We start from the raw sequence: 20,247 nt of genomic DNA on the forward strand, positions 1-20,247 counted from the left end.
CATCGATCGGTTGGTTTATCTAGCCGGCGGCAATCAGCGCCGTAACCGCGTCGGCTTCTTCGTGCTGAACCCAGTGGGTAGCGTTCTCGAAGAACACCAGCTGGCCGCTGTCGCACAGGTCAATGCTCGGCTGCGCCATCTCCCGCTTCAGAAACCGATCCCGGGCGCCCCAGATCAGGAGGGTCGGTACCCGTATTCGGAGCTGGGTGTTTCGCTTTGGCGGGTGTTTCAGCGCGGCCCGGTACCAGTTGATCATGGTCCGCAGAGCGCCCCCGCCCTGGCTCCAGGCAGCCCGGTACTGATCCAGATCGGCATCGCTGAACGTACCCGGCCGGCTGCTGCTGCGCATGGTCCGGGCCAGCATAGCCCAGTTGTTCAGCCGGGAAATGGCTTCAGGGAGCCACGGTATCTGGAAAAAACCGATGTACCAGCTCCGCAGCATCTGCCCCGGGTCGCGGCTCGCCACCTGTTTCATCACCCCCGGATGCGGTACGTTCAGCACGACCAGCCGCTCGACCCGCTCCGGCGCGGTGGCCGCTACCCACCAGGCAACGGCCGCGCCCCAGTCGTGTCCGACAACGATAGCTCTCTGCCGACCGGCTGCGTCGATGAGCGCGACCACATCAGCCGCCAGGATATCGATGGTGTAGGCGTCGATACCGGCCGGTTTGTCGCTGAGGTTATAGCCCCGCTGATCGGGCACCCAAACGCGGTAGCCGGCCTGCGCCAGCGGCCCGATCTGTTGTTTCCAGCCAAACCAGCATTCGGGGAAGCCGTGTAGCAGTACGAGCAGGGGGCCATCGGCCGGACCCGCCTGCACCACGTGAAGCCGAACCGGCGGGCGCGCCCCCGGCTCCGTAACTTGTATCGTATGATGTTCCAGATCGTAAGCAGCCATATCCGTCTAACCAGCAAGGATCGGACCGTGTTTGATTGGACTACCGCCGGGCCCGGTCAGCAACCGGTCGGAAGCCCGAGCCAGCAACAGGCTGCGATCCGGTCGGCCCTGGATTCAGTCAGCGCCGGAAGCGGTCCGGGCGGCTTCCCAGCCAACCATGGCCTGTTTCCGGTCAGCGCCCCAGCGGTATCCGCCAAAGAGTCCGGTTTTTTTGATGACCCGGTGGCACGGAATCAGATATCCGACCGGATTGTTTCCGATGGCCGTGCCGACCGCCCGCGAGGCCGTGGGCTGCCCGATGGATGCGGCAATCTGGTCGTAGCTGACCAGGCGTCCTTCCGGAATCCGCAGCAGCGCTTCCCATACTTTTAGCTGAAAGGCCGACCCGCGCAGTAAGACGGACAGCGGTTTTTGCAACTGACCATCTGCCGTCGTGACTCTGAAAATCTGATCGGCCAGGGGCTGGAGGGCGGTCGGGTCGTGGTACAGGCTCGCTTCGGGCCAGGCAGCCCTAAGCAGCGACTCAGCCGACGGTCCCGTTTCATCCAGGAATTGCAGTACCGCTATTTTTCCGTTGATGGCCCCGAGCACATAGTCACCGAACGGACTTACAAACCGGCCGTACTGCAGCCGAAGCCCGGCTCCGGCCTGCCTGAACTGGCCCGGGGTAACTCCTTCCAGGGTAACAAACAGGTCATGCAGCCGGCCCGTACCCGACAGGCCCGCATCGTAAGCCGTGTCGGCCAGCGGGCTACCCTGCCGCAGTTGCTGCCTGGCGTGTTCGAGCGTCAGGTACTGGCTGAACTTTTTGGGGCTCACCCCGGCCCATTCCGTGAAGAGTCGCTGAAAGTGGAACTCGCTCACGTTGGCACGGCTGGCCAGTTCGGCCAGCGTTGGCCGGTCGCGGTAGGTAGTCGCCAGCAGCTCAATTGCCTGTGCCATCTGCTGATAGGTGTAGGTGCTGTTCGTGTTCATGAATTTGTTGTTCAATTGACACTTACAAAGGTCGGCATACGCCCGCCCCAGGCCAACCCGATTCTTGCGGACTTGCCCCCCGAAACTGGTATCCACTTATCACAAACCGGTCAATTTTTACGTTCTTAATTTAGTATCTTTGGATACGTTAACGCTAATTTCTACATGAAAAAACAACTGATTGCCTTCGTTGCCTTCGTGGCAGTGCCGGCCCTCGCGTTGGCACAAACGGCCGACGAAGTGATTGATAAACACCTGGCTGCGCTGGGTGGGGCAGACAAGGTCGCTGCCATCAAAACCCTCGACGTAGAGCAGTCTATGTCGGTCATGGGTAACGAACTGACGGCTAAAAGTACGTACGTCGTTGGTCAGTCGATGCGCAGCGACGTATCGGTGATGGGTTCGCAGATAACGACCGTATTCGACGGCGACAAAGGCTGGATGATCAACCCGATGCAGGGCGGCACGACCCCGCAGGATATGCCCGCCGAGGCCATGAAAGCGGCCAAGAGTGGTACCGAACCGCAGATGATGCCGCTGGCTTACGTCAAGAGTGGCAAATACCCCTACGAACTGGTCGGCAAAGAAAAATACAAAGACAAAGACGTGTTCAACCTGAAGGTGAACCGGCCCGAAGGCGTTTTCAACTATTTTGTCGATGCCACCAATTATCAGCTTGTCGGCATGAAAGGCACAACGCCCCAGGGTGAGATTACGGCTTCGTTCTCCGACTACAAAACGACCGACGGGCTCACCATTCCGTACGGTAGTGAAATAACCTCACCGATGGTACCCGCCCCGATCACCGGCAAAATCACCAAGATCACCTTTAACGCCCCGGTCGACGCGACGATCTTTGCCAAACCCAAATAAGATTAGCCAGTTAGAGATTTCAGTCACCGAAGCCACCTCCCGATGGGGTGGCTTCGGCGTTTTCACGGGCTGCGTATTTTCCGGCTTTTGTTTTCTGCCTATCTTATGCCTGAATCGTAACCAAACGACCTGACTGTATGAAACCAACCGCTTTACTTGTCCTTACGCTCGCCACCGGCCTGTCGGCCAGCGCCCAAACCCTGAGTGGGTTCGTACCGGCGCGGCAGGAAGCCCAGCAGAAGCTCGAAACCGAATTCAAGACCAAACAGTCGCCGGCTGCCTTCAAGGCGCATCTCGAAAAGTTAAGCAGCGTGCCCCACATTACGGGCTCGCCCGAAAACGAACGCGTCCGCGACTACATTGCCGAAACCATGCGCAAAGCGGGCTGGCAGGTCGACATCTACCCGCACGATGTGATGCTTCCCAAAGGCCCCGGCGAGATTGCGGTCGAGCTGGTCGAACCCGTTCGGCAGCCGCTCAACATCCGCGAGTTCATTTATCGGGAAGACAAGTACGCCAGCGACCCGCGGCTCACCCCCGGCTATAACGCCTGGTCGGGTTCGGGCGACGTGACGGCCGAAGTCGTTTACGCCAACTATGGCCGGAAAGAAGATTTCGAGCAGCTCAAAGCCATGGGCGTTTCGGTGGCCGGCAAGATCGTGCTGGCGCGGTACGGCGGCAACTTCCGCGGGTATAAAGCCCAGTTTGCGCAGGCCGCCGGGGCTGCGGGCGTGCTGATTTTCACCGACCCGGCCGATAGCGGCTACATGCGGGGTCTGACCTTTCCCGAGGGGCCGTTCTACTCGGAGAGCACGATCCAGCGCGGCTCGCTGCTGACAGTTCCCTATACCGGCGATCCGCTCACCCCCGGCGAAGCGGCCCTGCCCATGGATGCCAAAAACACGCCCAAACGGCTGGCCGAGAAAGATGTCGCCTTCCATAAAATTCCGGTAACGCCCCTCCCCTACGGATCAGCCGTTGAAATTCTGAAGCGCATGACCGGCACCCGCCCCGTACCCGGCGGCTGGCAGGGTGGCCTTCCGTTTACCTACCGGCTGGAAGGCGGCAACGCCCTGCGGGTGCGGCTCATGGTGAAGCAGGAACGGTCTATCCAGCGCATCTACCAGGTTGTCGGCACGCTGACGGGCAGCGAATTTCCCGACGAATGGATCATTGCGGGTTGCCACTACGACGCCTGGAGCTTCGGGGCTACCGACCCCAACTCGGGTACAGCCATGCTGCTGAGTATGTGTGAGTCGTTCGGAAAACTGGCCAAAACAGGCCAGCGGCCCCGGCGCACGATCAAGGTCTGCCACTGGGATGCCGAAGAGCCGGGCGTCATTGGCTCGGCCGAATGGAGCGAGCAGTTCCGCGATGAGCTGACCCAGAAAGCCGTAGCCTACATGAACTACGACGCAGCCGTATCGGGCCGCACCTTCGGAGCCTCGGCCTCGCCCAGCCTGAAAAAGCTGATCATCGAAGCTACCCAGTCGGTGCAGTACCCCGACTCGAACAAGACCGTTTACCAGCACTGGATGGGCCACAAAGCTGCGGGCAATCCCACCCGCGTTACGGGATCGAGCGCACCGGCCGTACAGGATGGCGAGCCAACCATTGGTAACCTGGGCGGAGGGTCTGACCATATCGGTCCGTACATGCACGTGGGCATACCCGCCCTGAGCGCCGGTATGGAAGGCCCGACGCTGTACCACTCGCAATACGACGATCTGTATTTCTACGACAAGTTTGCCGACCCGACCTACAAAATGGGTCCGATGATGGAGCAGGTAGTGGGTACGATGACCTTGCGACTGGCCAACGCCGATCTTGTTCCCTACGATGTGGCCCGCTACCCGAACGACCTGACCGTCCACCTCAAAGCCGCCGAACGGGCCATCAAAGCCTACGCGCCGACCTATACCATTCAGCCCCTGCTCGACGCCGTCACCGAGCTAAAGAAGAGCGCCGATGCCTGCGAAGCAGCCCGCCAGAACTACCTAAAAACCGGCCGTACCGACAAATTGGTCGACCTGAACCGCGAACTTCGGCTGCTGGAGCGGGCCTTCATCGACCCCAAAGGCAATGCGTTCGGATCGTGGTACCGGTCGCTCTACGCATCATCGGACCCCAACAGCGGCTACGCGTCCTGGATGCTGCCGGGCTTACTCTACGAAGCTTCGCTGAAATCGACGGCCAACCTGCCCGAGCTGGAAATGCGCTACAAGAAAGCGATCAACACCTTAAGTGAGAAATTACTGGCCCTGTCGCAGGGTATGGGTAGCCCGGCCAGCGTAGGCGGAGGAAAATGAGATCATTTTCCTAGCCGAGGCTATTGATTAGCCCCCAGACAAAAACCGGCTTTTGGGGTAAACGTGCGCCAACAGGTAAGCAGGTGCACGTTTACCCCAAAAGCCGGTTAAGCAATTCAGGATCGAAGAACTGGCTTAAACAGCGTTTACGCTTTGGCCGGCTTGGCGTGTTCGGGTTTGAGCACGACCACATCGCGAACGACTCCACCCGCGTTGATTTTATCGACCATCTTGTCCAGCAGGGGCGTAGCCCAGTTGGGTATGTACTTATCGGTTGTTTCGATGAATACCTTCGGGAAGTCGTAGAGCGCGCGGCCCAGCCCAAACTGTACGGCGCACCGCTTCATGGCATCGCTGATACCGCCCTTGATGGGTTCGATCCCGGTACGGCTGGCGCCATCGGTCTTGCGAACAATCTCGCCACCGGGCAATACGGCCGTGATGGTGCATAAAAACCCCCCTTCTATTTCGCGGATTTCGTTCTGCCAGCCCGCCCAGCCGAACTGATCGTCGAAGCGTTGCATCACGCAGCGGTTGGTAATGTAAGGCACGACAATAATCTTCTGACCATCTTTGGTCTGGCTCTGCACCCGCCATTCGATTTCGTGCGTCGTGAGCGGAGCCGTGAGTACGTTCAAGTCCATTGGTTGTTGTTTACTTAGTCATAAATATTCCGCCGATGCCCAACGCCAATTACGTTAACCGTTAACACATCGTCGTGAATGTCGTAAATGATGCGATAGTCACCTTTTTGCAGTCGATACCCGGCGCGCCCTTTCAGCTTTTTACAACCGTCCGGACGAGGGTCAGCGGCTAACAGTTCGATCGCGTCAAGCAGTGTTTCAGCCACTGAATCGGGCAACTTATCCAGCTGTTTCTGGGCAGTCCGGGTCAATACGATTGCATACTCAGTCATTCGACGGCTGTCGTTTTTTGCGATAATCGGCCAGCGAACGAGTCGGCTCCTGTCGCGCCTTCACTTCATCATAAAGCCGAATGTCATCGAGTTCCTCCAGGTCATCCAGCACCTGTTGCCATTGCTGAATCGGCAAAACAACCGAGACTCGCTTACCCTGCTCGTCGGTAATATACTGGGGGTGCAGTGTCTTGTTCATCTGGTTAGGTTTGATTTGATGTAAGCTTATGCTTTTCAGGAAGATTATTTACCAAAGCACTGGGTTGCTTCCAATTGTATACTCCCTTACCAATCCAGGATGGTGACGTACCAACCTTTGTACTGGCCAGTAACCACTCCATTATTTCATCGTGCGAAAATAAATAGCACCCTGTCCAGTCAGCCATAGAAAGACACATCCGCATCTCTTTGCTACATCACTCGGCCAGTTTCAGCAGTTCGTTGAGTTTCAGCAGCGCTTCGATGGGGGTCAGGCGGTTGACGTCGATGGCCCGGAGTTTCTCGCGGATGGCTTCGGAGCGCGGGTCGCCGGCTTCGATGATGCGGAGGGCCAGCTCGCGCTCCTGCGGTACAGCCTCGCGGATTTTTTCTTTGTTGGTTTCCCGAACGTGCGAGGCCTCCAGTTGCTTCAGGATCTCGCCCGCCCGGTTTACCACCTGCGCGGGCATACCGGCCATCTGCGCCACGTGAATACCGAAGCTATGCTCAGACCCGCCTTCTTTGAGCTTGCGCAGAAAGATCACCTTATTGCCCATCTCCTTCACCGACACGTTGTAGTTGCGGATGCGCGGGTTATCGACAGCCAGATCATTCAGTTCGTGATAGTGGGTCGCGAAGAGGGTTTTGGGCCGGCAGTCGGTCTTGTTGTGGAGGTATTCGGTAATGGCCCACGCAATCGACACCCCGTCGTAAGTGCTGGTGCCGCGCCCGATCTCGTCCATCAGGACAAGACTCCGCTCGCTGAGGTTATTCAGGATACTGGCCGTTTCGGTCATCTCGACCATGAACGTACTCTCGCCCCTCGACAGGTTATCCGACGCACCGACACGGGTAAAGATCTTGTCGACCAGTCCGATCTCGGCCAGGGAAGCCGGCACAAAACTGCCCGACTGAGCCATGAGCACGATCAGCGCCGTTTGTCGCAGCAGAGCCGATTTCCCCGCCATGTTGGGGCCGGTAATGATGATGATCTGCTGGGTTTCGTCGTCGAGGTAAATATCGTTCGGGATGTAGGGCTCGCCGGGAGGCAGCTGCTGCTCGATGACGGGGTGCCGCCCGTCTTTGATGTTCAGCACCTTGCTTTCGTTCATCTGCGGCCGGACGTACTTGTTCCGAACAGCTACCCGCGCAAACGAGGAGAGCACATCCAGCACCGACAAAACGCGGGCGTTCTGCTGAATGGCCCCTACGTACTCACCGGCGGCCATGATCAGATCGGCAAACATGCGCGACTCGATCTGAAAAATCTGCTCCTCGGCGTTCAGGATCTTTTCTTCGTATTCTTTCAGCTCGGGCGTGATGTAGCGTTCGGCGTTGACCAGCGTCTGTTTCCGGATCCAGTCGTCGGGCACCCGGTTTTTGTGGGCGTGGGTCACCTCCAGGTAGTAGCCGAACACCTTGTTATACGCCACTTTGAGCGAGCTGATGCCGGTGCGTTCTACTTCCCGCTCCTGGAGCTGAAGCAGATAATCTTTACCCGAGTAAGCAATGGCGGTTAACTCATCCAGCTCGGCGTTGATACCCGGCTTGATCATGCCGCCCTGGTTAGAGAGGGTGGGCGGGTCTTCGCGCAGTTCGGCTTCGATCCGGTCGATCAGGAAGGCGACCGGGTTGAGCTGGTCGGCGTACTTCTTCAGCGACGCCGGATGAAGCCCCGGCGACTCGGACTGGCTCAGCGCCGTGATCAGCATCTCCTTGATCGGCAACACGTGTTGCAGCGACCGTTTCAGCTGCAGCAGCTCGCGCGGGTTTATCCGTCGAACGGCTACTTTCGAGACGAGCCGCTCCAGATCACCGATTTGCCGGAGGTGGCTGACCATGGTATCGGCCAGTTCGATATCCTCGACCAGCAGTTCGACCATGTTGAGCCGCTCGTCGATCAGTGCTTTTTCCTTGAGAGGCAGGCTTAGCCACTTCCGGAGCAGCCGCGCGCCCATGGGGGTTACGGTCTGGTCGAGGATCTGGATCAGCGGAACGCCCCCCTCCTGCTGCGCGGCTGTCAGCTCGAGGTTGCGGATGGTAAACCGGTCGAGCCAGACGTAACGGTCTTCTTCGAGTCGGGTAACGCGGGTAATGTGCTGCAGGTCCTTGTGCTCCGTCTCGTTGAGGTAGTGCAGAATGACCCCGGCGGCAATGATCCCGTCGGGCATGCCTTCGATACCGAACCCTTTCAGCGAGCTGGTCTGGAAGTGCTGCTTCAGGAAGTTGTAGCCGAAATCGTAGGTAAAGGCCCAGTCTTCCAGCGTATAGGTATGAAATTTATCGCCGAAGAGCGCGCCGAACTCCTGCCGGTTGCGCTTGCAGTACAGCACCTCCGACGGGTTGAAGCTTTGCAGCAGTTTATCGATATAAGGTCCGTTGCCCTGCGAGGCCAGAAACTCGCCGGTCGAAATATCCAGAAAAGCCACGCCAAACACATCGTCGGCCTGCCCATTGCCGGCCTTGCCGAAGTGAACGGCCGCCAGGTAGTTGTTCCGGCGGGTATCGAGTACGTTATCGTTGAAGGAAACGCCGGGCGTAACGAGTTCAGTAACGCCCCGCCGGACAATGCCTTTGGCCAGGGCCGGGTCTTCGAGCTGGTCGCAGATGGCTACCCGCTCGCCCGCCCTAACCAGTTTGGGCAGGTGGGTATCGAGCGAATGGTGCGGAAAACCCGCCAGTTCTTCGTTCGCTCCGCCGTTGTTCCGCTTGGTCAGGGTAATGCCCAGAATCTTACTGGCTTTCACGGCATCTTCGCCGAAGGTCTCGTAAAAATCACCGACGCGGAAGAGCAGCAGCGCACCGGGGTATTTGGCCTTAATCTGGTTGTATTGGCGGTTGAGGGGGGTTTCTGTTTTCCTGGATTGTGGCTTTGCTGCAGTGGCTGTCTTCACTAGTTTCGGGCTGTTGTCGTAAACAAAAATAGTGATTTTTCGGGGGAAAACCGAATTGTTTACGCGATCCGCTCGTGGCTCAGTTCGGGCATGGGCACGGCCAGATTCAGCTCGTTCATGCAGCGAAAATGCCCCTGTGGACAACGCGCCGAACCGATCTTCGAGCAGGGGCGGCAGGGCAGATTCGGCACCTGCAGGGATACGTGCGGAGTCTGATAGGGATACATGCCCAGCTCGGGGGTAGTGTTGCCCCAGAGGGCGTAGACCTTCTTCCGGAACGCTGCCGCCACGTGCATCAGACCCGTGTCGTGACTGAACACCACCCGGGCCTGCTGCACCAGCGACGCCGACTGGCTGAACCGGTACAGGCCGCAGGCGTTGTAGACCCGGTCGGGACCGAGCGCCTGCTCAACAGCGGCTCCGGCCTCCCGGTCTTCGGCCCCGCCCAGCAACACCACCGGGTAGTCGATGCGCTGCACCAGCTCGATCATACGCGACACCGGTAGTCGCTTGGTGGCGTGTTGCCCACCCATGGCGTAGGCTGCGTAGCCGTAGTGGTGGCTTACCGGCAGCTGGTCCAGGCTTAGCCGGTCGGCGTCGGGAATGAAATAGTCGAGCCCCCCGCCGTCATTGCTGACACCCAGCGGGGCTACGGTGTCCAGGTAGCGGTCAACGATATGCCGGTCGGGCAGGCAGTTGACTTTCCAGCGGACGTATAGCCACTTCCGCCAGTTGAGTTTGTCGACCGTATAGGCCGGCTTCCCCAGCGCCAGCTTCACGGCCCGGGTCCGCAGGTTGTTGTGCAGATCGATGACCAGGTCATAGTCTTCGGCCCGCAGCTGACGAATCAACGCGGCCAGGCTATCGTCCAGGTAATAGCCTTTGTCGATATAGGGATTGGGCCCGATCAGCGCCGAGTAGGCCCGTTTGGTAGCGTAGTGGACCGACAGGCCGGGCAGTTGCTGCTTCAGGCAACGCACAACCGGACTCGTCAGCACGATATCGCCGATGGATGAAAACCGCAGAATCAGGATTTTTGTGGGGCGTGCCATACTCAGATAAGCCGTTTACTTGCAGTACATGGGCGCGTTGATATCCAGTTTCCACTCAGGCTTGTCGACCAGGTAATTGTTCTGCCGCAGGGGCCAGGTAGCTCCGCCGTCGGTGCTGGCCCGAAAATCGTACCGCTGCCCGATCTTCAGTTTGTACGAGGCTACCTTGCGTTGCGTACGGGTGGCCGTAATCAGCTCCCGCCAGTTTTCTTTGCCGGTTTCGCTGTACTGGGTCCGGATCTGGGCCGGCAGGGCCGACTCGTCGAGGGTGGTTCCTTTGGGGCATTCGAAATCGAACGACAGGTTCATGACCGGCGGTACCGGCAGCGACGCCAGGCTGACCGCAATGGGTGACGGATCGCAGGTTTCGCCTACCGCCGACTCGGCCATCAGCCCCCCCTTGGCGCCTTTGCCCCAGGCGTCGGTTTCGTCGTAGATCCGCAGTTTCAGCTGCCGCCCGCTCGGCTGGCCCGACACTCGTATAGAGGCCCCGTTGTTCACGTTCGCGTAGAAGTTACTGATGCGCTGACCGGTAGTGGCGTCAATCAGTTCGCAGCGGTAGTTGACATCCACATTGGCCAGCTTGCTGTTTATGGTAAAAACGGGCCCCAGGTCGCAGACCGACTCCGTCCAGGTGGCCACGTAGGCGGCTGTTCGGCTGGCCGTGGCGCGGTACTCCAGCCGGCTGTTCTGGCTGTTTCGTACGATAACTCCCGGGGTTTCCTGCTGCCAGCGGTTGGTAAAGGCATCGTAGCTGTAGAGCGGAATCGAGTCGCCAGGCTGTACGCGCCGGCCGTTGCTGCCGTTGATGGTGGCCGGGTTGATATCCATGGTCAGGCGGGCCGGTTGCGACAGGCCGTGGGCCAGCAGATACGCTTCGTTATAGATCTCCAGCGTTAGCGAGCCCGCCAGCGAGGTTACCCGCAGGCTACCCGGTGCCGGTCCGCCGTTCTGTCCGTGTACGTTGGAGAGTATACCGCCCCCCGGCACCTGGCTGGTCACATCACCGGCGCGGGTGTGGGTCTGTAACACCTGCATGGTCAGCTTCCCCCCCACGGCCTGCCCATCCCGATCGGTCAGGCGGGTACCGGCCGGCAGGCTGACCGACGCCCGGTCGGCGTCGGCGGTCAGGCCGGTGGTGGTGAGGCTGAAGGGCGCCGTCAGGGTACCGTCAGTACCGGCCTGTCCGGCCAGGCGGGCGGGCGTCAGGGTGCGGGGTGGCTTACTGAGGCTGATTTGCCGAATCACCCGCGTTACCCGCCCCGGCCCGGTTTGTACGATGGGCTGCACGATCGTCATATACCCTTCCGCTTCGACGACGGTAGTAAACCGGAACGGCGCCTGCGCCGACAGGGTCACCAAAGGCGACGGCGCCAGCAGCAACACCCCGTCAGGATTGATGCGGTAGCGGGTTGTGTTGAGGGTGGTAACGACCTGAGCCGCGTTCGGGCCAGCCAGCGTAATGCGATTATCGGTTGGCCGCGGGTTACCCGCCGGATCGTAGAGTCGTACCTCGACGACCCCGATCTGGATAGGGTCTTTGACCCGCAGCTGAACCCCGTCTAACGGGTTCTGGCAGGTAAGCAGGCCAGCAGCCAGACCAGCACATAAAAGAGAGGATAGCCGACGTATAGTCATGAGTTGAGTTGGATTGCAGTCGTGTCCGCAGCTAACAGTGTATCAACGGCTCAGCCGGTAGCCGACGCGCAGGTTCAGCGTGGGCAGGTAGCGGTAGTGGCGCAGGTTACGCTCGACCACCGGAATCTGCTCCGACAGGTTGGTCGTTTCCAGAAATCCTTCGTACTTCAGATCGATGCGGGGCTTACCCAGGTAGAATAGCCCCATTTCGAATCCGACGCCGACCCGCTTGCGGGGAATTACCCGCCCGAACCCCCAGCCTACATAGCCTACCACCGGACTCCAGCGGATAGCCAGGTCGATCGTACCCACATCTTCGGGGGTCAGCTCCAGCCCGCCCAGGTTCAGCTTCGTATCGGCCGTAGCCACCACGCCCAGATGCGGATGCCAGGAGTACCCGACCCCGCCCGCCAGGAAAAACGACCCCCGCCGGAAGGGATGCCAGTTGAGCCCGGCCTGGGCAATACCGATCATGAAATCAGGATCTACGGTCAGGAACGAGTTAGGTGCCGTTTCGATCTGGATAGGCTTCCGGTAGGCAATGTACTGGCCGCGGATCACCAGCGCCAGGCGATGCGGCTGGCTCAGCGTGCGGGCGTAAAAAACGCCGGGGCCGGTGGTGGTGAGTTGTATACCCAGCGACTGGCTGTTGAGGCCTTTCGCCAGTGAATCTGAAGACGACTGACAGTAGCCTGCCCCTACAGACAGGCTAAGACCAATGCTCAGGAGATACTTGTGCAGGGTATACATAAGATCTAATAGGCTTAGATCAAATTTATGTAAGCATAATTACAGTAACAAGTACTATAACGTTTAATCGGGTTTATTCTGTTTAAAATACAATTTTAACCTCATCACTATCTTAAATGAATATATGTATATTTAAGACATAGACTTTATCGTTAAAATTCAATAACTGGACAAAACCAATATATTCAGATTTTAATTAATTGAAAATCAAATACTTACAAAACTGACTTTTTTGTCACTAAAGCGCTTTATTTGACAGCTAATTGTACTGATCCTCAGCACAATCGGGAGTAAATCGCTGACATACAAGCGATATTACTTTTCCATACAGTTGTATAATTTATTAACTGAAATCTTGTTTGGTAAATATACTATTTACTATTTTTGCTAAGCCTGTTCACATTGATAATTAATAATACGCACGATTCTACTAAAAGATACTAGTTTATGAAAATAGCTTTCCCGCGCAAACTGAATTCGTACCAACACTACCTGATTCTAAGCCTTCTGATTTGCAGTCAGTATCTGGTTGGTTGTGTCTCGACCAAAGAGCTGGCTTACTTTCAGGACGATGCCGCTCAGGCCAATGCTTCGGCGGCTACCGCTGAACGGTATGTTCCAAAAATTCAGGTCGGCGACATACTATCGGTTCAGGTAAGCAGCCTCAACCCCGAGGCTTCATCGTTTTTCAACCCATATACAGCCACCGCTATAGGCGAACGCACAGGTCAGCCCCTTCAGGTAACAACCTCAACGCCGTTACCCGCCGTCAACGGCTATCTGGTTGATCCAACCGGCGCCATTGAATTGCCCATGGTCGGAAAAGTGAACGTGGCGGGCCAGACGGTAGCGCAGATCAAGGAGAAAATACGCGGTATGCTGACCGAGTACCTGAAGGAACCCACCGTTAACGTACGTAACCTGACATTCCGGGTGTCGGTCATGGGTGAAGTGAGCCGCCCCTCGCTGTTTGCCATTCCAAACGAGCAAATCACCCTGCTCGAAGCCCTGAGCCTGTCGGGCGATGTTACCATCTACGGCCGGCGCGATAATATACTCATCATTCGGGAAGAAAACGGCCAGCGTACGTTTGGTCGGATCGACCTGACCAAACGCGATATTTTCAACTCGCCCTACTACTACCTGCATCCGAACGATGTAGTCTACGTAGAGCCGGGTCGGGCGCGGGCTGCTACGGCCGACCGCACCAACCAGCTTTTGCCCATTGTTCTCAGCGCGCTCTCGTTTGTAGCGATTATCGTATCCCGTTTCTAAGTCACTCCACCACACGCGATGCTATTCAACTGTTAATGACTTTTCAATTGTAAACCGACACGATTATGTCAAATCAGAGTACATACGCTTACGCGCCTTACCAGGTGTACGACGGCGAAAAAGAGCCAAACCTACGGGTCGTATTGATGCGCTACCTAAAGCATTGGCCCTGGTTTCTGCTATCGGTACTCGTAGCCCTGGGAGCAGCCTATGCCTACTCCCTCTATCAGGTGCCCGTTTACCAGGTAAAAACCAGTCTTTTGATCAAAGACGATAAGAAGGGACTGAGCGAAGAAAATATCCTGAAAGAGATGGACATCTTCGCCCCTAAAAAAGTGATCGAAAACGAGATGGAGATCCTCAAATCGTTTTCGCTCATGAGCAAAGTAGTTGGTGAACTGGGGCTGGAAGTGCAGTATTTCCGCCCGACCGCTACCATCAAACAGGAAATCTACGACCAGTCGCCGATCAAGCTGATTGTTGAGAAGGCCAAGCCGCATCTGTACGATGAAGAGCTGACGCTGACGGTCGTTAGCCCGCAAATGGTGCGCATCAACAACCTGTCGTACCCCATCAACCAGAGTATCCATACGCCCTACGGTCGGCTGCGGCTGTTTGCCCGTCAACCCCTCAAAGTTACCGACGAACCCCTGATCGTTCAGGTGAACCCCAGGGCGGCTACCGTTGAGCGCTACCTGAAAAATCTGACGGCCGAGCCCAGCAGCAAAGCCTCTACCGTACTGCAGCTGACGCTCGAAGACGCCGTTCCGCGCAAGGGAGAAGCCGTACTGACCAAGCTCATCGAAGCCTACAATCAGGACGCCATCACCGACAAGAACATCGTTGCCTCCAACACCCTCAACTTTATCGAAGACCGGCTTCGGCTGATTGCGGGCGAGCTGACCACCGTTGAGAAAGGCGTAGAGTCGTACAAATCGTCGCAGGGCATCACGGACCTGAGTTCGCAGGCGCAGGTGTTCCTCGAAACGGTCAAAGAAAACGATGCCCAGCTGAACCAGGCCAGCATCCAGCTGAACGCCATTCAGGATATTGAGCGATATGTCAACAGCCAGAACAACGAGCGCGGGGTGGCCCCGTCTACCCTGACCGTTGGCGATCCGGTGCTGATCAGCCTGGTGGGTAAAATGAACGAACTGGAACTCCAGCGCGATCAGCTGAGCCGCACTACCGCGCCCAACAACCCCATGCTGCAGTCGCTCGACAGCCAGATCAAGATCGTTCGGAGCAGCCTCTCGGAGAACGTTCAGAACATGAAACGGACACTGCAGAGCACGGAGCGGAGCCTTAAGAACACCAACCGCCAGCTGGAAAGCCAGATCCGCAGCATTCCCAGCAAGGAGCGGACCCTGGTCAACATTACCCGCCAGCAGGCTATCAAAAACAACCTGTACACTTACCTGCTCGAGAAACGCGAAGAAACGGCCCTCTCCTACGCATCGACCGTAGCCGACAGCCGTACTATCGACGCCCCCCGGAGCGGCAGCAAACCGGTGAAGCCCGTGAAGAGTACTATCTTCCTGCTGTTCGGCATGCTTGGTCTGTTACTGCCGGTAGGCGTACTGGCCGGCCGCGATGCGCTGAACGACCGGATCAGCCACCGTTCCGACGTAGAAGATGCCTCGCAGGTACCGATCCTGGGCGAAGTGGTAGCCAGCCGGAACAACGATCCGCTGGTGATGCTCTCCGGCAAACGCTCGGTCATTGCCGAACAGATCCGGACGCTGCGCACCAACCTCCAGTTCCTGCGCAGCAACCCCACCGACAGTCAGGTTGTCCTGTTTACGTCGAGCATCAGTGGCGAAGGCAAATCCTTCCTGTCGCTGAACCTGGGCGCCAGCCTGGCCCTGGTTGACCGGCCAACGGTTATTCTGGAAATGGACCTGCGCAAACCCAAGCTCCACTCGGTCCTGAACATTCCGAACCGGGCGGGTCTGAGCAACTACCTGATTCAGGAAGCCACGCTGGACGATATTCTGCAACCGGTACCGGGTTTCCCCAATTACCAGATCATCACGAGCGGACCGCTGCCCCCGAACCCGTCGGAGCTGCTGAGCAGCCCACAACTCGAGCAGCTCTTCCGCGAACTGCGCCAGCGCTTCGACTACGTGATTGTTGACTCGCCCCCGATCGGCCTCGTTACGGATGCCCAGCTCATTGCTCCGTTTGCCGACACGACCATGTTCATGATCCGCAACGATCACACGCCGAAAACGTGTCTGAAGATGATCGATACGCTCTACAAAGAGCACCGCTTCCAGCGACTCAATGTCGTCCTGAACGCCGTTGGCGAAGGCCAGTCGTACTACTACAGCTACGGCTATTACGAGAAAGAAACCGGCAACTCCCGCAAAGCGCTCTCCTAAGCAGTATTCGAGGTAAATGATGTCAATACGGGTAAGCCGTGGTCCCCGACTACGGCTTGCTAAAGGCTCTTTTTGCCCTTTGGTAAGCCCTGTTTATGCGTACTACTACAATCTGAACAATAGAATCGTTAACCTACCATCCACATGCTCAGCCTTTCTACCTCTTTTGTTGAGCCGGTCCAGACGGAAGTGGACACCGTATCCGTACCGATCTGGATTGCTCTGAGCAAGCGTCTGCTCGACCTGGTTGTATCGGGACTAGTTGTGTTGCTCGTGCTATCGTGGCTTATTCCCATACTTGGACTGGCTATTCGGATTACATCGCCCGGTCCGATGCTCTTCATACAGGTTCGCACCGGGCGCAACGGGCGTTTGTTCCGGTGTCTTAAGTTCAGAACCATGACTTACGATCCGAACGCGCAGTTCAGGCAGGCTACCAAAAACGATCATCGGGTTACGCGCATTGGTGCTTTTTTACGAAAGACAAACATCGACGAGCTTCCGCAGGTGCTGAACGTACTCTGGGGCGACATGAGCCTGGTAGGCCCGCGCCCTCACGCCATACAGCACGACGCACAGTTCTGGAACGCCATACCCGGCTACGGATACCGCTATGCGATTAAGCCCGGCATTACCGGACTCGCCCAGGTTAGAGGATGCCGTGGCGAAACATCGCACATATCCCAAATGGCGCACCGGGTACGACTGGATAAATTTTATATCCAAAAACAGTCCGTATTTTTAGATATCAAGATTTGCTGGTGGACAGTTACCGCCATGTTCAAAGGGGATAAAAAAGCTTGGTAACTTTTGAATAAGTATAAATTAGTAGCTTAAAATAAACTCTCGTGCTCACAAAACTCCTCAACTCACCCAACAAGATACTTCTGAATATTGGCTGGAGTGTCTTTGACAGGCTATTCCGAATGGTGACTAGCATGTTCGTTGGCGTTTGGGTAGCACGATACTTAGGTCCTGAGCAGTTCGGACGATTAAATTATGCCCAAATTTTCCCAGGCGCATTTGTTGCATTTGCCAGCTTGGGATTAACAAATGTTATCATTACCAAGCTAATACAACTTAAAGGTAGCTCACAAGCAGAATTACTAGGGACGGGTTTTGCTTTAAAATTGATATCGGGAACCCTATGCTACACATTAGCGATTTCAGCTGCTTATTTTTTACATAGCGATGACGGCTATCTACAACTACTAATTTATATACTCAGTACAATTCTTATTTTTCAAAGCTTTGATGTAATTGATATGTTCTTTCAAGCCAACGTGCTTGCAAAGAAATCAGTTTGGGCAAAAACGCTCGCGTTTATTTTAAGTGCATCACTCAAACTTTACTTTTTGACGATCAAAGCCAGTCTAGTCGCTTTTGCATTAACAGTAGTACTAGATTTGTTATTTGGTTTACTGTTTTTGTGTTGGTTTTACAAGTTAGAAACCGGATTTTCAATAACACATTGGCGCTTCTCAACAGCACTTGCCAGAGAACTATTGAAAAGTTCGTGGCCGCTGATCATAAGTGATCTACTAATATTTGCCTACATGAAGTTAGATCAATTTATGATTCAGCAACTAGTAGGCAGTACAGAGCTTGGTATGTATTCGGCGGCCATGCGCCTTTCAGAGGCCTGGTACTTTTTAGCAGGTGCATTAACTAACTCTTTCTATCCCAGCATCGCTTCATATTGGAAAATAAATGAAGAGAAATTTTATGAGTTGTATCAAAAGCTAATTAGTAGGCTCGCTGCAATATCAATTGTAGTTGCTTTAGGAATATCATTGTCTGCATCAACGATAGCGTATATTGTTTATGGAAGCAGTTATAGTGGTGTTGGCCCTATATTGGCTATACATGTGTGGACAGGGGTACCTATTTTCCTAGGAGTGGGATGTAGTAACTTGTATATCTTGAAAAATATACAAAAATACACTGTATTCAGAAGTCTGACAGGCGCATTAGTAAACGTTGCTCTTAACTATTGGTTAATCCCTATATATGGCGCCATTGGTGCATCATTTGCAACGTTTATTTCTCAGTTATTCGCATCAGTATTATTCAACGCCATGACCCCACTTACTAGGTCAATTTTTCGACTTCAGTACAAGGCGGTCAAAAATGTACTCTTGCTTAACTTTTCATCAGTAAGATAGCCGTAATAGTATGGTATTCGATACTCCCATATTACTTGTTTGGTTCAACCGCCCGGATAATGCATCCAGGGTTTTTGATCAAATAAAAAAATTAAAGCCATCAAAACTGTATGTTGCTATTGATGGTCCGAGAGAGGGCAATATCACGGATCAAATAGGCACAGATGGCTGTAAAAGACTTCTATCAGAGATAGATTGGCCATGTAATCTTCAAACACTCATTCGAGAGAAAAACGCGGGATGCGGATTAGGTGTAAGTTCAGCCATTAGCTGGTTCTTTGAGCAGGAAGAGATGGGCATAATATTAGAAGATGATTGTGTACCAGCCCAATCATTCTTTCCTTACTGCCAAGAGATGCTTCTAAAATACCGAGATGACGAACAGATCATGCATATAGCAGGTACGCGTTGGAACGAAGAATATGTAACAGAATCATCATATCTCTTTAGCTCTATTTCACATATCTGGGGCTGGGCTACCTGGCGCAGGGCTTGGAATAAATATGATTTTGAGATGAAGCGCTGGTCCGAGTTAGTACAGAGCGAACAGATAAAAAAACATTTTAGAAATCCTGATAACGTAACCTACTGGGTAAAAACCTTGGATCGGTTTTTCAACGATTCAAATAAACACACTTGGGATTACCAATGGCAGTATACACTATTTTTACACAATGGCATTTCAATTAACCCATCAAACAACTTAATTCAGAACATCGGAACATCAGGAAGTCACGAATCGAATAGTATCAATTTCAGAAAGATTTATTTTCGCAATGTTGATAAAGAATATAAACCTTCGAAGAAGCCAACAATCATAGAACCAGATATAAGATTCAATGATTATCATACAAAAAAATTCTTTAGATGGAGACCGCCAATCATATACAGGGCTTATAAGAGATTGCACAAAATAGTCAGCAAGTAACCCACTTATTCAAAATTCGAACCTCCTCGACATGGTTTATATAATAGGACATACAGGGCAGCTTTGCAACCAACTTTTCAGATTTGCGCACCATGCAGCTAACGCCCTTGCTCACGACTACTCTGTGAATAACTTAGCATTCAGCTACAGCAGTTCATTTCCATCTTTACAAAACAACAAACAAATAAAACTGACCGAGATAAGCAAGAACGCCAATAAGATTGGTCAAAAACTGATAACAAAATTCTCTGACAATAAAATTTCTAAAACAGCATTACTAAAAACAGGAACATATATTATTGATAATAAATTTACACTCGAAGCAAATCAGGAAGACTTCCTTAAGCACGCTCGAAACAGGACTGTTCTGGCCGTAAACTGGCTTTTCAGAGACTATGAAAATTTCAATAAATTTTCAGATGAAATTAGAAGTTTATTTCTTCCAAAAGAAGATGTCATTAATCGTTCAAGAGAGAAAATAGAGGAGATTCGTCTTACTTGTGATATATTAGTTGGCATCCATGTACGAAGAGGTGATTACATAAGTTTTAATGATGGAAAATACTTTTACGAAGATCATGTTTACTATCAACATATGAAAAATATGGAAAAAATGCTTCCTAATAAAAAAGTATCATTTTTATTATGTTCAAATGAGGATATAGAAGTCAATAATTATAAAGATATCAATATAGTAAGTCATAGAAACCCTTTTATGAATGACCTGACGCTTTTATCCTATTGTGATTACATTGTTGGACCGCCTAGTACATTTTCTTTGTGGGCATCATTTATGGGGAATATACCATATTATCACATTAATGACCGTACTGCCTTTCCTAGTATAAATGATTTTCAGTTTGTGAGAGGTTAATTCTGTAATATTCTTACATTCATTTACTTTCGCTTCACATGGCTAGATTTAACTTAATATTTGCTCTACTCTGCTCAATAATCTTCTTGATTCCATTTTTTAGAGTACAGCTTCAATA

The 20,247-nt window shown here is 54.0% G+C and carries 17 protein-coding genes; 8 read left to right on the forward strand and 9 right to left on the reverse strand.

All coding sequences use genetic code 11. The features are described from left to right. Positions 1 to 19: 19 nt before the first annotated feature. Both EQG79_RS04760 and EQG79_RS04765 read right to left on the reverse strand, forming a co-directional pair. Positions 20 to 898, reverse strand: a complete 879-nt coding sequence (locus EQG79_RS04760; RefSeq protein WP_129600307.1) for an alpha/beta fold hydrolase — start codon at positions 896 to 898, stop codon at positions 20 to 22. Between the two features lie 114 nt (positions 899 to 1,012). After that, positions 1,013 to 1,873, reverse strand: a complete 861-nt coding sequence (locus tag EQG79_RS04765; protein WP_129600310.1) for a methylated-DNA--[protein]-cysteine S-methyltransferase — start codon at positions 1,871 to 1,873, stop codon at positions 1,013 to 1,015. A 165-nt stretch (positions 1,874 to 2,038) separates the two neighbouring features. Between EQG79_RS04765 and EQG79_RS04770 the strand changes: the two genes are divergently transcribed. Next, positions 2,039 to 2,746 carry a LolA family protein gene (locus EQG79_RS04770; protein WP_077919116.1) on the forward strand — a complete coding sequence of 236 codons (708 nt, stop codon included), beginning with the start codon at positions 2,039 to 2,041 and terminating at the stop codon, positions 2,744 to 2,746. A 137-nt stretch (positions 2,747 to 2,883) separates the two neighbouring features. Next, complete coding sequence (locus tag EQG79_RS04775; protein ID WP_129600312.1) at positions 2,884 to 5,055, forward strand: M28 family peptidase; 2,172 nt, start codon at positions 2,884 to 2,886, stop codon at positions 5,053 to 5,055. Positions 5,056 to 5,201: 146 nt separating this feature from the next. Here EQG79_RS04775 and EQG79_RS04780 read toward each other — a convergent pair whose 3' ends face one another. From EQG79_RS04780 to EQG79_RS04810, 7 genes are all read right to left on the reverse strand, one after another. Then, the gene (locus tag EQG79_RS04780) at positions 5,202 to 5,699 is read right to left on the reverse strand and encodes a Rad52/Rad22 family DNA repair protein (RefSeq protein ID WP_077919118.1); all 498 of its coding nucleotides are present in this window, start codon (positions 5,697 to 5,699) and stop codon (positions 5,202 to 5,204) included. A gap of 14 nt (positions 5,700 to 5,713) precedes the next feature. Continuing rightward, on the reverse strand, positions 5,714 to 5,971 hold the full coding sequence (locus EQG79_RS04785) for a type II toxin-antitoxin system RelE family toxin (RefSeq protein WP_129600314.1): 258 nt from the start codon (positions 5,969 to 5,971) through the stop codon (positions 5,714 to 5,716). Further along, complete coding sequence (locus EQG79_RS04790; protein WP_129600316.1) at positions 5,964 to 6,170, reverse strand: hypothetical protein; 207 nt, start codon at positions 6,168 to 6,170, stop codon at positions 5,964 to 5,966. Before EQG79_RS04790 ends, EQG79_RS04785 begins: the two co-directional genes overlap by 8 nt. 217 nt (positions 6,171 to 6,387) lie before the next feature. Then, positions 6,388 to 9,063: a DNA mismatch repair protein MutS gene (gene mutS, locus EQG79_RS04795; RefSeq protein WP_129600317.1), complete on the reverse strand. Its 2,676-nt coding sequence runs from the start codon at positions 9,061 to 9,063 to the stop codon at positions 6,388 to 6,390. Between the two features lie 59 nt (positions 9,064 to 9,122). After that, on the reverse strand, positions 9,123 to 10,115 hold the full coding sequence (locus tag EQG79_RS04800) for a glycosyltransferase family 9 protein (protein ID WP_129600319.1): 993 nt from the start codon (positions 10,113 to 10,115) through the stop codon (positions 9,123 to 9,125). Between the two features lie 15 nt (positions 10,116 to 10,130). Then, positions 10,131 to 11,753: a hypothetical protein gene (locus tag EQG79_RS04805; protein WP_129600321.1), complete on the reverse strand. Its 1,623-nt coding sequence runs from the start codon at positions 11,751 to 11,753 to the stop codon at positions 10,131 to 10,133. Between the two features lie 42 nt (positions 11,754 to 11,795). Continuing rightward, a complete protein-coding gene (locus EQG79_RS04810) occupies positions 11,796 to 12,503 on the reverse strand; it encodes a hypothetical protein (protein WP_077919123.1) in 708 nt (235 codons plus the stop codon). A 447-nt stretch (positions 12,504 to 12,950) separates the two neighbouring features. On the opposite strand from EQG79_RS04810, the gene EQG79_RS04815 reads away from it, so the two are divergent. The 6 genes from EQG79_RS04815 to EQG79_RS04840 all read left to right on the forward strand — a co-directional run bounded on the left by EQG79_RS04815 (position 12,951) and on the right by EQG79_RS04840 (position 20,129). Beyond that, positions 12,951 to 13,778 (forward strand): polysaccharide biosynthesis/export family protein, encoded by an 828-nt coding sequence (locus EQG79_RS04815; RefSeq protein ID WP_129600323.1) that lies wholly within the window; start codon positions 12,951 to 12,953, stop codon positions 13,776 to 13,778. A gap of 65 nt (positions 13,779 to 13,843) precedes the next feature. Next, a complete protein-coding gene (locus EQG79_RS04820; protein WP_129600325.1) occupies positions 13,844 to 16,162 on the forward strand; it encodes a GumC family protein in 2,319 nt (772 codons plus the stop codon). Positions 16,163 to 16,306: 144 nt separating this feature from the next. Further along, positions 16,307 to 16,969: a sugar transferase gene (locus EQG79_RS04825; protein WP_129600327.1), complete on the forward strand. Its 663-nt coding sequence runs from the start codon at positions 16,307 to 16,309 to the stop codon at positions 16,967 to 16,969. Positions 16,970 to 17,010: 41 nt separating this feature from the next. Continuing rightward, positions 17,011 to 18,327: a flippase gene (locus EQG79_RS04830; RefSeq protein ID WP_129600329.1), complete on the forward strand. Its 1,317-nt coding sequence runs from the start codon at positions 17,011 to 17,013 to the stop codon at positions 18,325 to 18,327. Positions 18,328 to 18,337: 10 nt separating this feature from the next. Then, on the forward strand, positions 18,338 to 19,255 hold the full coding sequence (locus tag EQG79_RS04835; RefSeq protein ID WP_129600331.1) for a nucleotide-diphospho-sugar transferase: 918 nt from the start codon (positions 18,338 to 18,340) through the stop codon (positions 19,253 to 19,255). 31 nt (positions 19,256 to 19,286) lie between these two features. Beyond that, the gene (locus tag EQG79_RS04840) at positions 19,287 to 20,129 is read left to right on the forward strand and encodes an alpha-1,2-fucosyltransferase (RefSeq protein ID WP_129600333.1); all 843 of its coding nucleotides are present in this window, start codon (positions 19,287 to 19,289) and stop codon (positions 20,127 to 20,129) included. The last annotated feature ends 118 nt before the right edge of the window (positions 20,130 to 20,247 follow it).

The organism is Spirosoma sordidisoli (assembly GCF_004138325.1).
Lineage (GTDB): Bacteria > Bacteroidota > Bacteroidia > Cytophagales > Spirosomataceae > Spirosoma > Spirosoma sordidisoli.

Excerpts from the sequence above, each read along its gene's own strand:
- EQG79_RS04785 (WP_129600314.1), bottom strand. The coding sequence starts at position 5,971 with ATGACTGAGTATGCAATCGTATTGACCCGGACTGCCCAGAAACAGCTG.
- EQG79_RS04805 (WP_129600321.1), bottom strand. The coding sequence starts at position 11,753 with ATGACTATACGTCGGCTATCCTCTCTTTTATGTGCTGGTCTGGCTGCT.
- EQG79_RS04815 (WP_129600323.1), top strand. The coding sequence starts at position 12,951 with ATGAAAATAGCTTTCCCGCGCAAACTGAATTCGTACCAACACTACCTG.
- EQG79_RS04775 (WP_129600312.1), top strand. The coding sequence starts at position 2,884 with ATGAAACCAACCGCTTTACTTGTCCTTACGCTCGCCACCGGCCTGTCG.
- EQG79_RS04790 (WP_129600316.1), bottom strand. The coding sequence starts at position 6,170 with ATGAACAAGACACTGCACCCCCAGTATATTACCGACGAGCAGGGTAAG.
- EQG79_RS04760 (WP_129600307.1), bottom strand. The coding sequence starts at position 898 with ATGGCTGCTTACGATCTGGAACATCATACGATACAAGTTACGGAGCCG.
- EQG79_RS04765 (WP_129600310.1), bottom strand. The coding sequence starts at position 1,873 with ATGAACACGAACAGCACCTACACCTATCAGCAGATGGCACAGGCAATT.
- EQG79_RS04840 (WP_129600333.1), top strand. The coding sequence starts at position 19,287 with ATGGTTTATATAATAGGACATACAGGGCAGCTTTGCAACCAACTTTTC.
- EQG79_RS04800 (WP_129600319.1), bottom strand. The coding sequence starts at position 10,115 with ATGGCACGCCCCACAAAAATCCTGATTCTGCGGTTTTCATCCATCGGC.
- EQG79_RS04770 (WP_077919116.1), top strand. The coding sequence starts at position 2,039 with ATGAAAAAACAACTGATTGCCTTCGTTGCCTTCGTGGCAGTGCCGGCC.
- EQG79_RS04835 (WP_129600331.1), top strand. The coding sequence starts at position 18,338 with ATGGTATTCGATACTCCCATATTACTTGTTTGGTTCAACCGCCCGGAT.
- EQG79_RS04820 (WP_129600325.1), top strand. The coding sequence starts at position 13,844 with ATGTCAAATCAGAGTACATACGCTTACGCGCCTTACCAGGTGTACGAC.
- EQG79_RS04825 (WP_129600327.1), top strand. The coding sequence starts at position 16,307 with ATGCTCAGCCTTTCTACCTCTTTTGTTGAGCCGGTCCAGACGGAAGTG.
- EQG79_RS04780 (WP_077919118.1), bottom strand. The coding sequence starts at position 5,699 with ATGGACTTGAACGTACTCACGGCTCCGCTCACGACGCACGAAATCGAA.
- EQG79_RS04810 (WP_077919123.1), bottom strand. The coding sequence starts at position 12,503 with ATGTATACCCTGCACAAGTATCTCCTGAGCATTGGTCTTAGCCTGTCT.